16 protein-coding genes are annotated in these 14,403 nt (G+C 34.5%); 9 read left to right on the top strand and 7 right to left on the bottom strand.

All coding sequences use genetic code 11. From position 1 onward, the window contains the following. Positions 1–7: 7 nt before the first annotated feature. The gene (locus tag QWY90_RS09340) at positions 8–1,123 is read left to right on the top strand and encodes a glycosyltransferase family 4 protein (RefSeq protein WP_290285618.1); all 1,116 of its coding nucleotides are present in this window, start codon (positions 8–10) and stop codon (positions 1,121–1,123) included. Between the two features lie 26 nt (positions 1,124–1,149). Here QWY90_RS09340 and QWY90_RS09335 read toward each other — a convergent pair whose 3' ends face one another. Next, entirely contained in the window at positions 1,150–1,965 is an 816-nt protein-coding gene (locus QWY90_RS09335) for a 2,3,4,5-tetrahydropyridine-2,6-dicarboxylate N-succinyltransferase (protein WP_290285616.1), read from the bottom strand. A gap of 114 nt (positions 1,966–2,079) precedes the next feature. Between QWY90_RS09335 and QWY90_RS09330 the strand changes: the two genes are divergently transcribed. The 6 genes from QWY90_RS09330 (at position 2,080) to QWY90_RS09305 (ending at position 7,139) form a co-directional block, all read left to right on the top strand. Continuing rightward, positions 2,080–2,970, top strand: coding sequence for a copper resistance protein NlpE N-terminal domain-containing protein (locus tag QWY90_RS09330; RefSeq protein ID WP_290285614.1), 891 nt, complete (start codon positions 2,080–2,082; stop codon positions 2,968–2,970). Between the two features lie 6 nt (positions 2,971–2,976). After that, the gene (gene ruvX, locus QWY90_RS09325) at positions 2,977–3,393 is read left to right on the top strand and encodes a Holliday junction resolvase RuvX (RefSeq protein WP_290285612.1); all 417 of its coding nucleotides are present in this window, start codon (positions 2,977–2,979) and stop codon (positions 3,391–3,393) included. A gap of 30 nt (positions 3,394–3,423) precedes the next feature. Beyond that, positions 3,424–4,011 (top strand): peptide deformylase, encoded by a 588-nt coding sequence (gene def, locus QWY90_RS09320; protein ID WP_290285611.1) that lies wholly within the window; start codon positions 3,424–3,426, stop codon positions 4,009–4,011. Positions 4,012–4,210: 199 nt separating this feature from the next. Then, a complete protein-coding gene (locus QWY90_RS09315; RefSeq protein ID WP_290285610.1) occupies positions 4,211–4,690 on the top strand; it encodes a DUF5606 family protein in 480 nt (159 codons plus the stop codon). Positions 4,691–4,842: 152 nt separating this feature from the next. Then, positions 4,843–5,616, top strand: coding sequence for a nucleoside triphosphate pyrophosphohydrolase (gene mazG, locus QWY90_RS09310; RefSeq protein ID WP_290285609.1), 774 nt, complete (start codon positions 4,843–4,845; stop codon positions 5,614–5,616). A gap of 77 nt (positions 5,617–5,693) precedes the next feature. Then, positions 5,694–7,139, top strand: coding sequence for an APC family permease (locus tag QWY90_RS09305; protein WP_290285608.1), 1,446 nt, complete (start codon positions 5,694–5,696; stop codon positions 7,137–7,139). A gap of 54 nt (positions 7,140–7,193) precedes the next feature. Here QWY90_RS09305 and QWY90_RS09300 read toward each other — a convergent pair whose 3' ends face one another. The 6 genes from QWY90_RS09300 to rluF are packed head-to-tail and all read right to left on the bottom strand — an operon-like array spanning position 7,194 to position 12,429. Continuing rightward, entirely contained in the window at positions 7,194–8,405 is a 1,212-nt protein-coding gene (locus QWY90_RS09300) for a peptidylprolyl isomerase (RefSeq protein WP_290286957.1), read from the bottom strand. Positions 8,406–8,456: 51 nt separating this feature from the next. After that, positions 8,457–9,587: a peptidylprolyl isomerase gene (locus tag QWY90_RS09295; protein WP_290285607.1), complete on the bottom strand. Its 1,131-nt coding sequence runs from the start codon at positions 9,585–9,587 to the stop codon at positions 8,457–8,459. After that, positions 9,580–10,167, bottom strand: a complete 588-nt coding sequence (gene gldI, locus QWY90_RS09290) for a gliding motility-associated peptidyl-prolyl isomerase GldI (protein ID WP_290285606.1) — start codon at positions 10,165–10,167, stop codon at positions 9,580–9,582. Before gldI ends, QWY90_RS09295 begins: the two co-directional genes overlap by 8 nt. A 4-nt stretch (positions 10,168–10,171) precedes the next feature. Beyond that, a complete protein-coding gene (locus QWY90_RS09285; protein ID WP_290285605.1) occupies positions 10,172–11,176 on the bottom strand; it encodes a DHH family phosphoesterase in 1,005 nt (334 codons plus the stop codon). Between the two features lie 60 nt (positions 11,177–11,236). Next, a complete protein-coding gene (gene crcB, locus QWY90_RS09280) occupies positions 11,237–11,608 on the bottom strand; it encodes a fluoride efflux transporter CrcB (RefSeq protein ID WP_290285604.1) in 372 nt (123 codons plus the stop codon). A 20-nt stretch (positions 11,609–11,628) separates the two neighbouring features. Continuing rightward, entirely contained in the window at positions 11,629–12,429 is an 801-nt protein-coding gene (gene rluF / locus QWY90_RS09275; RefSeq protein WP_290285603.1) for a 23S rRNA pseudouridine(2604) synthase RluF, read from the bottom strand. Between the two features lie 126 nt (positions 12,430–12,555). Here rluF and QWY90_RS09270 point away from each other — a divergent pair, with 126 nt between their 5' ends. Further along, the gene (locus QWY90_RS09270; protein WP_290285602.1) at positions 12,556–13,428 is read left to right on the top strand and encodes a cyanophycinase; all 873 of its coding nucleotides are present in this window, start codon (positions 12,556–12,558) and stop codon (positions 13,426–13,428) included. Positions 13,429–13,502: 74 nt separating this feature from the next. After that, positions 13,503–14,345: an isoaspartyl peptidase/L-asparaginase gene (locus QWY90_RS09265; protein ID WP_290285600.1), complete on the top strand. Its 843-nt coding sequence runs from the start codon at positions 13,503–13,505 to the stop codon at positions 14,343–14,345. Positions 14,346–14,403: the final 58 nt, after the last annotated feature.

Here is a 14,403-nt window from a genome sequence, read left to right as displayed (position 1 = left end):
CTTACTTATGCGTATTTGTATAACTCGTTCCAGTCGAAATGCATACTCCGAAACTTTTATTCGGGACCAAATTGCTGAATTTTCAAAACTGGCAGATGTTTATACCCTTTACAGTGGAAGACTTCCTGAAAAAAAGGAAGACGGCAAATTATTGAATTCGAAGTTTTTCTGGTTGCTTCATAAAATCGTAAAAGGATTTGTCGGAAGGAATAATTTTTTTGGAAATTATGGTGTAAAAAAATACCTTATCGATAACAAAATTGACGTTGTTTTGGCAAATTACGGAATGCCTGCGTCTCATCTTATGCCTGTTTGCAAAAGTCTGAACATTCCTTTACTTGTAATTTTTCATGGACATGATGCCACTGATATTAAACTGATAAACGAATACCGCAGCAAATACAAAAAGCTTTTTGACTACGCTTCTTACATTCTTCCTGTTTCTCAGGATATGAAACAAAAATTGATAGCTTTAGGTGCAAATGAAGAAAAAATAAGAGTGATTCCGTGTGGTGTAAATTCCTTTAAATTTAAACCTGAAGAAAGTACTTTAGAGAGAAATAATTTTATTGCAGTTGGACGCTTCACAGAAAAAAAAGGACCATTACACACAATAAAAGCATTTTATAAAGTGCTGCAAAAATTTCCTGAAACCAAATTAGTAATGGTTGGAGGAAAATCAGATCTTTTTTTAAAATGTGAAAAACTAGTTGATGAGTTGAATTTAAATAACTCCGTGGTTTTTACCGGAATACTTAATTCAGAAGAAGTAGCCAATTTAATGAAAACTTCTCTGGCTTTTGTTCAGCATTCAATCACAGCTCCTAATGGTGATATGGAAGGAACTCCAGTGGGTATTCTAGAAGCCAGTGCATCAGGGCTTCCTGTTGTTAGTACGTTGCATGGTGGTATAAAAGAGGCAGTCATTCATGGTCAAACAGGCTTTTTGGTTGCTGAAAAAGATGAAAATGGAATGGCAGATTTTATGATTCAACTTTTGGAAAAACCGGAAAAGGCAAAAGAAATGGGAATCAAAGGACGAAATCATATTATCGAAAATTATCTTCAGGAGAATCAAATAAAAAAAATCTATGAACTCGCTAAACAAGCAATAAGTTCATAGATTTTATTATGTAAAAAAGTATCGGTTTAAACCGCTACATCATATTCTCTCAAAGCATCGTTAAGTGATGTTTTTAAATCGGTTGAAGGTTTGCGTGTTCCAATAATTAAAGCACACGGAACTTGAAAATCGCCGGCAGCAAATTTCTTAGTATAACTTCCCGGAATTACTACAGAACGAGCTGGAACAAATCCTTTATATTCTATAGGTTCACTTCCCGTAACATCAATGATTTTAGTTGATGCAGTCAGACAAACATTAGCACCAAGAACCGCTTCTTTTTCGACACGAACACCTTCAACTACTATGCAACGTGAACCAATAAAAGCACCATCTTCGATAATAACTGGTGCTGCTTGTAAAGGTTCTAACACGCCACCAATTCCAACACCACCGGAAAGGTGTACATTTTTGCCAATTTGGGCACAGCTTCCAACGGTCGCCCATGTATCAACCATTGTCCCTTCATCTACATAAGCTCCAATATTTACATAACTTGGCATCAAAATAACGCCTTTAGAAATGTAAGCACCATAACGAGCTGTTGCTGGTGGAACCACGCGGATTCCTTTTTCGGCATAACCGGTTTTTAGCAACATTTTATCGTGATATTCAAAAATTCCGGCTTCCCAGGTTTCCATTTTCTGAATCGGGAAATACATCACGACCGCTTTTTTAACCCATTCGTTTACTTGCCAACCGTGAGCAGTTGGTTCAGCAACTCGCAATGTACCTGAATCAAGTAATGCAATAACTTCTCGAATGGTTTTTAGCGTAGCTTCGTCTTTTAATAATTCTCGGTTATCCCAAGCTTTTTCAATGATGGATTGTAAATTATTCATGGCTTTTTAGTTTGAAGAGCAAAGATACCTTTTTTAGACGATTGGTAAAAATGCATTTTATTTAACTTTAACTTATGAATTGATTTGATATTTTTGAAACTTAATATTGATGCTATGAAATATATATTACTTCTTATTTTTGTTTGTCTGTTTAGCTGTCAACAGCAATCAAAAAATAAAGCTGATTCAAAAACTGATTCTATTAAGAACGAAGTTTTAAATTCTCACAATGCTAAAAATTCGTTAGATTACATTGGAACTTACAAAGGAATTTTACCTTGTGCCGACTGTCAAGGTTTGGATACTGAGATTGCAATCAATGAAAATGGCACCTTTTCTATTAAAACAAAGTATCAGGGAAAAGGAGATAAAGTATTTGTGCAAAAAGGACATTTTACATGGAATAAAAAAGGGAATATTATTGTATTGACGGATATAAAAAATGGACCAAATCAATATTTTGTTGCAGAAAATAAATTAATACAACTTGATATTTCAGGTAAAAAAATCAGTGGGAATTTAGCCGAAGACTACGTTTTATCAAAGCAGGCTATAGACACTTCAGCTATTGAAACAGCCGAAGAAAGTAAAGTAACAGTTGATTTGGATAGCAGAATCATTACTACAACTGTAATCGAAAAGGTTAATCCTGCTGTGGGAAAATATCCTTTGGCTGGAACCAAATGGAAATTAGTTTCATTGCGTAAAATAAAAGCAGCTCAAAAAGGTAAAAACGTTTATTATATGAAACTTAATTCAAAAGACGGTAGATTTGTTGCGCTTTCGGGCTGCAATAATATTCTTGGTCATTATGTAATGCCATCATCTACTAGCTTGACTTTTTCTGGAATAGTTTCCAACAAAATGGATTGCGCCGATGCGGAATTGGAAAGCTACTTTTTTACAACATTAGCTGAAACAAACAGTTATAAATTAGAAAATGAAATATTAATTTTGTTTGGAGCAGATAAAAAACAACTGGCTAAGTTTGAAGTCATAAAATAAAAATAAATGTCAAGAATTCTCGCCATTGATTATGGAATAAAACGAACTGGAATCGCCGTAACCGACGAGTTGCAAATTATTGCGTCTGGATTGACAACGATTCCATCGGAAACCGCGATTGCTTTTTTAACTACTTATTTTTCAAAAGAAAACGTTTCCAAAGTACTTATTGGCGAACCAAAACAAATGAATGGGCAGCCATCTGAAAGTACTCCGATTATCGAAAAATTTATTTCCGATTTTAAAACTGCTTTTCCCAATATGAAAATAGAACGAGTAGATGAACGTTTTACTTCTAAAATGGCTTTTCAAACGATGATTGAAAGTGGATTAAAAAAGAAACAACGTCAAAACAAAGCATTAGTAGATGAAATTGCAGCCACTATTTTACTTCAAGATTATCTGACACGTAAAATGATTTAATTTCCTTATTTTTGCAAAAAAAAATAAAAAATGATTATTCCTATTTACGGTTATGGTGAGCCGGTTTTGCGACAAGTTGGCGAAGAGATTTCTCCAGATTATCCTAATCTTTCTGCCATTATTGCCAATATGTATGATACCATGTACAACGCTTATGGTGTTGGATTAGCTGCACCACAAGTAGGTTTGCCAATTCGATTGTTTATTATTGATACGGAGCCTTTTAGTGACAGTAAAGAGTTGACAAAGGAAGAGCAACAGCAATTAAAGAATTTCAAGCAAACTTTTATTAATGCCAAAATGCTGCTCGAAGACGGCGAAGAATGGAGTTTCAATGAAGGCTGCCTAAGCATTCCCGATGTTCGCGAAGATGTCTATCGCAACGAAAGAATAACTATTGAATATTGTGATGAAAATTTCAACAAAAAGACAGAAGTGTTCGATGGTTTGATTGCGCGTGTTATCCAACATGAATACGATCATATTGAAGGCGTTTTGTTTACCGATAAAATTTCAACCTTGAAGAAAACACTCATTAAAAAGAAGTTACAAAATATCATGGATGGCAAAGCTTTTCCGGATTACAGAATGAAATTTGCCAATAAAAAAGGAAGGTAGTTTTCAATAACAATGTCAATTGCAAAAATCAATATCAAAAATTAATATCAATGACAATATCAAAAATCAATATCAATACCAATCAAATTGTATTTATTTAGTTTTAAATTTGAAATTGATTTTTTGCAATTGACATTCTAATTGACATTGCCATTGAATTTTGAATTATATATATTTGTGCCCTTAATTAAATTAAAAAATGAACGTAGAAAAAATATTAGCCATTGCAGGAAAACCAGGATTGTTTGAATTGAAATTGCAAACCCGTTCGGGCTTTTTAGCAGAATCATTATTAGACGGAAAGAAAATTACGGTTGGATTAAGAAGTAATGTTAGCTTGCTTTCAGAAATATCAATGTATACTTATTCAGAAGAAAAACCATTGGTTGAAATCATGCGAGCTATTGCTATCAAAGAAAATGAAGAGCCAACATCGGTTTCACATAAAGAAGATAATACGAAGTTAATTGCTTATTTTAAAGAAATTTTACCAGATTACGATGAAGACAGAGTTTATGCTTCCGATATCAAAAAAGTATTAAACTGGTACAATATTCTTCAGTCAAAAGGAATGGTTTCAAAGGAAGAACCAAAAGTAGAGAACGCAGAAGAAATAAAAGAGCAAGTAGTTGAAGAAGTGAAGATTAAAAAGGAAGCTAAACCTAAAACCAAAAAATAGTTAATTACTTTCTAATAAATATAAATCCTATTGCTGATTCCGGTAATAGGATTTTTTATTTTTATAGGATTATACATTTCGTTATTTCGAGTGATTTTGGCTCGTTATTTTCAACGAGACGGAATTGTATCGAGAAGCATAAATTTAAAAATATGAACACACGCCAACAGCAACTGGAAGCCTTCAACAGATTACTGGACATTATGGACGATTTACGCGCCAAATGTCCTTGGGATAAAAAGCAAACGCTCGAAAGTCTGCGTCATCTTACTATTGAAGAAACCTATGAATTGGGCGATGCTATTTTAAACAACGATTTGCCAGAAATCAAAAAAGAATTAGGCGACTTGTTGTTGCACATTGTTTTTTATGCCAAAATTGGTAGCGAAACCAATGATTTTGATATGGCCGATGTTTGTAATGAAATTTGCGACAAATTAATCCATCGTCATCCGCATATTTATGGCGATGTTGTCGTTGCCGATGAAGAAGAAGTAAAGCAAAACTGGGAAAAGCTAAAACTCAAAGAAGGCAAAAAATCAGTTTTAGAAGGCGTTCCAAAGGGTTTACCAGCTTTAGTAAAAGCAAGCCGAATTCAGGATAAAGTAAAAGGAGTGGGTTTCGATTGGGAAGAACCGCATCAAGTTTGGGACAAAGTGAAGGAAGAATTAGAGGAGTTACAGGAAGAAGTCAATGCCGGAAACCAAGACAAAATTGAAGCCGAGTTTGGAGATGTATTATTCTCGATGATTAATTATGCCCGATTCTTAAAAGTAAATCCCGAAGATGCTTTAGAACGCACCAATAAAAAATTCATCAAACGCTTTATGTATCTAGAAAGTAAAGCTGGCGAACTCGGAAAACCACTAATGGATATGACTTTAGCAGAGATGGATGTTTTTTGGAATGAAGCAAAGAAACTTTAATTATATTTGAGAAATTAACTAATCATCCTAGGCGTAGCCGAATTGTATGTAGCGCAGCGGAATAAATAAACCAAAATATGTCCGAAGAAAAACACGAATTAAAACGCTCATTAGGCTTACTCGACGCCACAAGTTTGGTAGCAGGTTCCATGATTGGTTCAGGAATTTTTTTAGTAACCGCAGCCATGGCGAGAGATATTGGTTCTGCTGCCTGGATATTAGTAATTTGGTTAGTCACAGGTTTGTTGACCATGTCGGCAGCTTTAAGTTATGGTGAGTTGGCCGGAATGATGCCCAATGCTGGCGGACAATACGTTTACATACAGCGCGCTTACGGAAAATTAATTTCATTCTTATACGGTTGGACCGTTTTTACCGTAATTCAGACAGGAACTATTGCTGCTGTAGCAGTTGCTTTTGCAAATTATACAGCGGTTTTCTTTCCGATTCTGGAAAATAAAATTTTGACTATTGGCGAGGGTTTTTCGTTTACGAACAAACAGGTTTTAGCCATGTTTATAATCGCTTTGCTAACTTTTATCAATACCAAAGGCATTAGAAGCGGGAAAATAATTCAAGTGGTTTTTACTTCTGCCAAGTTAATAGCTTTGTTTGCCTTGATAACGTTGGGTATTTACATAGGTTTTCATACCAATACTTTTGCCGATAATTTTGCCAATATGTGGGAAGCTAAAAAAACTGTATTAGAAGAAAATGGGACGCTGACAATCACTAAACTATCTGGAATTGCATTGCTTGGAGCCATGGGTGCAACCATAATCAATTCATTGTTTTCAAGTGATGCTTGGAACAACGTAACCTTTATTGCAGGTGAAATTAAAGATCCAAAAAAGAACATTCCGAGAAGTTTGTTTTTAGGGACATTGATAGTTACTATTATTTATATTTTGGCCAATATTGCTTATCTGGCCTTATTGCCTTTAAACGGTACACCTGACGGAACTGTAGTTCAAAACGGAATTATGTTTGCCAGCCAAGATAGAGTAGGAGCCGCTGCTGCCAGTGCCATTGTTGGAAATGTTGGCGTTTTAGTGATGGCTGCGTTAATTATGGTATCTACTTTTGGATGTAATATTGGATTGATTTTATCAGGAGGAAGATTGTTTTATGCGATGGCGAAAGATGGTTTGTTCTTCAAACAAGCGGGTGAATTAAACAATTATGATGTTCCGGCGAAAGCGTTATGGGTGCAATGTCTATGGGCTTGTTTCTTGTGTTTAACCGGCCGGTATGGAGATTTATTAGCCTATGCCACTTTTGCATCCTTACTGTTTTATATTTTAACGATTGGTGGTTTATTTATTCTTCGTAAAAAAGAACCTGATGCAGAACGACCTTACAAAGCATTTGGTTATCCGTTTGTTCCAATATTATATATTATTATCACTGGTCTGATTTGTATCGATTTATTGATTTACGATACACGAAATACAGGTTTAGGGTTGATTATCGTAGTATTAGGAATTCCAGTATATTATCTTTTTATGAAGAAAAAAGAATAAAAAAAATCCCCGATTCGAAACTTCAAATTGGGGATTTTTATTGAATTATATTTATTATTGTTTTGGTGCTGGTGCTGTTTCCAACATTTCAATTTCAAAAATAATGTTAGCGTTTGGAGGAATTGCATTTCCCATACCTCTTTCTCCATAACCTAATTTTGAAGGAATGAAAACCAAAGCCTTATCTCCATAATTCATCAAACTTAATGCTTCAACAAATCCAGGGATTAACCCATCTTTCTTACCATAAGGGAAAGGGAAAGGTTGATAACCGTTTTGTTTAGCTTTGTTTTCATCATACATTCCATATTCTTTTTCAATATTTTCATAACTACTCTGAAATAAAGAACCATCTTCAAAATATCCGGCATAGTTAATATAAACATTACTGCCTTCAACTGGTTTTTTACCTTCACCCGCTTTAATGATTTTATATTTTAAACCACTGGCAGTTTCGGTTGCAGTAGTTTTAGTATCGTTTAAATATTTTGCTTTTGCTGCAATAACAGCTCCAAATTTAACTTTGTATTCTGCTTTTCTCTGTGCCTCTAATTCAGCTTGTTTTTTATTGTTTTCAGCAGCGATAGCAGCCTCTTTTGCATCATCTTCAGCTTTGTTTGCCATATAATCTGCAAAAGTCTTTACAGCATCAAATTTCTTTGCATCAGCGCCTTTTCTGACAATGGTAATTTTATTGATTACGTCATCCTGAGCGATTTTATTTACCACATCCTGACCTGTAATTACATAACCAAAAATAGTATGCTTTCCTGTTAACCAATCGGTATTTTTATGGGTTATGAAGAATTGAGAACCATTTGTTTTTGGACCTGAATTGGCCATTGCCAAAATTCCGGCTCTGTCAAATTTTGCATCAGTAAACTCATCTTTAAAGGCATAACCTGGACCACCAGAACCGTTTCCTGCCGGATCTCCACCCTGAATCATGAAATCGGCAATTACTCTGTGGAATTTTAAGCCATCAAAGAAAGGTTTTCCTTTTAACTTTTCATCGGTAACGAAAGTATTTGTTCCTTCTGAAAGGGAAATGAAATTGGCAACAGTAACTGGTGTTTTTTGGTATTCTAACTGAATAACGATTTTTCCTTTTGCTGTTTCTATTTCAGCAAATATTCCTTCATTGGCTGTAGCTGTTTTTTTTGCAGTTACTACTGTTTTTGTTGACTTTGCTGCCGGTTTTTTGGACGTTTGTGCCGTTGCACTTATCATTCCAAGGCAAATCAAAAGAAGAATGTTGAATTTAATTTTACTCATGATTAATTAATTTTATACTTATGATTTATTACTATTTATAATTTACTTTTTTAATTCGACTTCAAAAATTAAATTAGCATTTGGTGGAATTACATTTCCGGCACCTTGTTCTCCAAACCCTATTTGAGAAGGAATAAAAAACACTGCTTTTTCACCTATTTTTAACTTGCTTAATCCTTCAATAAAACCAGGAATCATTTTGTTAGATCCAATCACATAAGGCAATGCCGAATAGCCATTTTGCATAGCTTTTTGTTCATCATACTTACCAAATTCTTTAGCAATATTTGGGTCGCTGGTATCAAAAAGTGTTCCGTCTTCAAGAAACCCTGATAAATTTATATATACCATGGAACCATCTTTTGGCTTTTCACCATTTGATTTTTGTGTAATTTTGAACTTTAAACCACTTGGAGTTTTAGTAGTTGTTTTATTCAATGTTATAAAATATAAAACTTTTTTGTCTTTGACAGCTTTATATTTTGCATCATATATTTTTTTATTTTCAGCATCTATAGCAGCTTGCTTTTTTTGATTTTCAGCTTCCGTTTTGAAATAATCAGTAAAAATTTTTACAGCATCAAATTTCTTAACATCTTCTCCTTTTCTGATAATAGTAACCTTTTTAATATAATCATCCTGAACTATTGAGCTTGCTACAGTCATTCCGTCGCCAACAATATGGCCAAAAACAGAATGTTTTCCGTCTAACCATGGCGTTGGAACTAAAGTGATAAAAAATTGACTGCTGTTTGTATTTGGACCCGAATTAGCCATCGATAAAACACCAGGTTTGTCATGTCGCAAGTCAGTGAATTCATCTTTACACTTGTAACCAGCATCACCAGAACCATTGCCTAATGGATCACCGGTTTGAATCATAAAGTCTTCAGAATCACCATTAGATTTAGAGATAACACGGTGAAACTTTAAACCATCATAAAAGGGTTTTCCTTTAAATTCTTGAGATACAAATTGGTTTTTACCTTCTGCTAAAGTGACAAAATTGGCTACGCTAACAGGAGCTTTTTCGTATTCAAGTTCTAATAAAATGTTTCCTTTTGAGGTTTCAATTTCGGCATACAAGCCATCTTTTAGGTCTTTATATTCATCTTTACACGATGTAAAACACAGCCCAATAACTGCTAAAAAAAGGGAAATCTTTTTATTCATTTTTTGGTAAATTAACTTGAGGTATTATTTTTTCTTTTGGTTTAAAATCATTCAATGTAACAGTGCAAATTAAGGGTTGATTAGATTTGATTCGCTTATTATCACCGTGATAACCATAAGCCATATGTGAAGGAAAAAGGAAAGTTATTTTTTCGTTTTTACGCATTAATTTTATTCCGTCACGCAATCCCATCATGATATTTTGTTTATCAACAACATAAGTTTGAGGGCGTAATTCAACTTCTGAATACACTACATTACCTTTTAAATCCATGATTTCATAATCAAAATCAGCGACATCTCCTTTTTTAGGGCGAAGCGTGTCGCGTTCATTCTTGATTTGATAATGATACCAATATCCTTTTTTGGATGCTAAGTATTCTATTTTTGGATTGCTTTTAATTATCGAATCAATTTTTCCTTCTTCGCCGGCTATTAATTTTTTATTTCGTGCCGCTGATTCTTTCATAAATGTTCCTGATGAATGCGAGATTGGCATTCGAGCTTGTTGCTGTTGTTTACAACTCAGGAAAGTCATAAAAACCACAAAAAGCAACATTATTTTCGACAAGTTTTTCATGTTCTTAAATTGTTATTTTTGAGATTAAATCTTCAAATTTATTGGTCGTTGCTTTCATGCTTTCGTTTGATTTTCCTCCAGCAGCATTAATGTGTCCGCCACCATTGAAGTGTTCTCTGGCAAATTGATTTACATCAAAATTACCTTGTGAACGGAACGAAATTTTAATAATATTTTCATCACGATGTTCGATAAAAATTGCTGAAAAATGAATCCCTTTTATGCTTAATCCGTAGTTTACAATGCCTTCGGTATCGCCTTTTTGATAATGAAATTCATCTAATTCTTTTTGGGAAAGCGTAATGTAAGCCGTTTTATATTCCGGAAAAACTTTTATGTTTTGCAATGCTCTTCCAAGAAGTTGTAGTCTGTTAGCTGAATTATCGTCAAACAAGGAATTATGGATCTCGCTATTTTCAACACCTAAGTCAATTAATTCGGCAACAATTCGGTGTGTTTTGCTGGTTGTGGAAGGAAAGCGAAACGAACCCGAATCGGTTGTAATTCCGGTATAAATACAAGTCGCTATTGTTTTGTCAATCAGTTCTTTTTTATCCAAATATGAAATTAGATTATATATCATTTCACAAGTCGAACCAATAGAAGTGTCAGAATAAGTAACCGTTGCGTAAGTATCCGGCTTCTGATGATGATCAATCATAATCATTGGCGCTGAAAGCTTGTTTAACACTTGTTCCATTTCACCGGTTCTTTGTAACGAATTGAAATCTAAAGTAAAAACCAGTTCAGCTTCATTCAATATTTTGGTGCAATTTTCTCTGTCATTTTCATAAATCAAAACAGTTTCAGCACTTGGTAACCAAGCCAGAAAATTTGGAAAATCATTTGGAGAAATTACTGTTGGTTTATGGTTAAGTTTCAGAAGGAAATGATATAATGCTAAGGTCGAACCCATAGCATCACCATCAGGACTTCGGTGTGGAATAATGGCAATTTTTTTTGGCGTTGCCAATAAATTTTTAATGGCTAAAATATCTTCTTTTTTCATCGTTGGCGAATGTACTAAAAAATGAAATATAGATTGCAGAGTTTAAGGAGATTTTAAGTTTTATTTGGAGAGCAAAAGACCAAACCAAACCGCAAAAAGACCAAGAAGAATGCTTAACGCCATGTATCCAAATGCCAATAATGAATTGTTGTTTTGCAAAAGATTAAAATTCTCCACACTAAAAGTTGAGAAAGTAGTGTAACCTCCGCAGAATCCGGTTATTAAAAACCATTTTAATTGACTGTCTGTCAGATTATTTTTTGCTAAAATTCCAATAAATAAACCAATTAAAAAGCAACCAAAAACATTGGCAATAAATGTCGCCAACGGAAACTGATTGGACCAAAATTTAGAAACAAAGACAGCTGTCAGATAACGAAGAACGCTTCCGATGGCGCCCCCAATTGCTATGTATAAAATTGTTTTGAGCATTACTAATTAAGATTAAGGAATTAGGAATTAGGATTTCTATTTCGTCTTACATCTTCAAACTTCCTACTTCCAGCTGGAGCTGATTTGGGCAAACTTGCTTCTTCTGTTTTGCTCGAAGGTTCAATGAGTTTATTTAATTGTTTGATTTCTTCAGCAGTTAATTCGCGATAACGACCAACATGAACATCCAAAGAAATATTGATGATTCTCGTTCTTTTCAAGGCCGTAACTTCATAATCAAGATACTCGCACATTCGTCGAATTTGACGGTTTAAACCTTGTGTCAAAATAATTCTGAAGACAAATTTGCTAATTTGTTCTACTTTACATTTTCGGGTAACCGTATCTAAAATTGGAACGCCGTTGCTCATTTTTTGAATGAATCTGTCTGTAATAGGATGGTTAACGGTAACGATGTATTCCTTTTCGTGATTGTTTCGGGCACGTAGAATTTTATTCACAATATCGCCGTCATCGGTCATAAAAATAAGGCCTTCGCTGGCTTTGTCCAATCGTCCAATTGGGAAAATTCGTTTTGGATAATTGATATAATCAACAATATTATCACGAACACTTTGATTTGTTGTACACTCAATACCAACGGGTTTGTTGAATGCCAGATAAATAGGTTTTTCTCTTTTTTCTCTAACCAATTTTCCATCCACGCGAACTTCATCATCTATAGAAACTTTTGTTCCCATTTCAGGAACAATTCCGTTAATGGTAATTCGTCCTTCTTCCAATAATTTATCGGCTTCACGGCGGGAACAATAGCCCGATTCGGAAAGAAATTTATTGATGCGTGTCTGATTGATTTCCATTGGGCAAATATAAGATAATTTAAGAAGTTGAATTTAAATTCTTTTATTGATAAGTAAGTTAATAAATGGTTTCAAAAAAGCAAAAAAAAGGTTTGTAAGTAGTTAGATTTTGCTATTTTTACCCACATGAATATACAAGGAAAACTTATAATTATTGGCGGTGCTGTTGATAAAGGCAGTTTCACTGAGACAGATTTGGATAAAAGTGCAGCAAAGAATTTGAACTTTTTTGAAGCAGGTATTTTAAAAAGAATCATCGACGAATCGAAACATAAAGGGAATTCACGTATTGAAGTTATTACAACTGCTTCAAAAATTCCAAAAGAAATCGGTCCAGAATATGTAAAAGCACTTCACTATTTGGGTGCTGATAATGTTGATGTTCTGAATATTGAGCGTCGTGAAGAAGCTATGGATCCTGTAGTTTTGAATCGTTTGAAAGCTGCCGATGTTGTGATGTTTACCGGTGGTGATCAATTGCGATTGACTTCTATTCTTGGCGGAACACCTTTTCACGATATTTTATTAGACAAATACCTCAACGAAGATTTTGTTTATGCAGGAACTTCTGCCGGTGCTGCTGCGGCTTCAAACAATATGATTTATCAAGGAAGTAGTTCAGAAGCTTTGTTGAAAGGTGAGGTTAAAATCACTTCAGGATTAGGATTAATTGACGGAGTAATTATCGATACGCATTTTGTACAGCGTGGTCGAATTGGTAGATTATTTCAAGCGGTTGTTGGAAACCCAAAAGTACTTGGAATCGGACTTGGAGAAGATACAGGCTTGCTGATTACACACAATACAAAAATGGAAGCTATTGGATCTGGATTAGTTATCATAGTTGATGGAAGAGAAATAAAAGACACTAATCTAACGCAAGTCGAATTGGGTCAACCAATATCAATCAACCATTTAGTTACTCATGTGTTGAGCATACATGATACTTTTGATTTGACTACTTTTAAGATGACTATTAAATCTTCACAATACGTATAAAAGGATGGTTAGATTATTGGATTTTTAGATAATTAGATTTCCAACAATCCAACATCCAACAATCTACAATCTAAATGAAAATAATAATCCACGGCGGTTTTTTCTCGGAATCATCAACCAATCACGAAACCAAAGTTGCCAAACAGCAGGCGTTACTTCGTATTGTTAAAGATTCGTATTACTTTTTGAAAACACATACTGCTTTGGAAACGGTGGTTTATGCTGTATCACTTTTAGAAGATGATGAATTATTCAACGCCGGAATTGGTTCACAGATTCAAGCTGATGGGAAAATAAGAATGAGCGCTTCATTGATGGATGGTGCTACGATGAAAATGAGTGGCGTAATCAATATTGAAGAAGTAAAAAACCCAGTACAGGTAGCAGAAATTTTATTGAGTTATGATGATAAAGTACTCGGTGGAAGCGGAGCAACTAACTTTGCGAGGGAACATGGATTCAAAAAATTCTCTACTGAAATTCCGCAACGCCGTTCCGAATACGAAGCCAAATTGGCTGCAACCCGAATAGGAACTGTTGGCTGTGTAGCTTTAGATAAAGATGGGAAAATTGCAGTTGCAACTTCAACCGGAGGAAAAGGATTTGAGATTCCGGGAAGAATATCTGATTCGGCAACCGTTGCCGGAAATTATGCTAACGAATTTTGTGGCGTAAGCTTAACCGGAGTTGGAGAAGACATAGTGAGTGGAGCAGTGGCAGCCAAAATAGTAACTCGTGTTACAGATGGATTTTCATTAGAAAAAGCTTTTGAAAAAACCTTTAAAGAATTACTTCCTTTTGATGGTTTTGCCGGTGCAATTGCTATTGATAGCAAAGGAAATATCTTCCATCAGGATTCGCATCCAAGTATGGTGTTTGCCAGTTTTGATGGTGAAAAGGAAGAAGTTTTTAATTAATATTTTTATATGAATTAGTCCTAAATAATCTGTACCACTTATTTAGGACTAGTAAGAT

The organism is Flavobacterium paronense, assembly GCF_030409795.1.
GTDB classification, from domain to species: domain Bacteria; phylum Bacteroidota; class Bacteroidia; order Flavobacteriales; family Flavobacteriaceae; genus Flavobacterium; species Flavobacterium paronense.
This window is presented reverse-complemented; position numbering and strand designations above follow the sequence as displayed.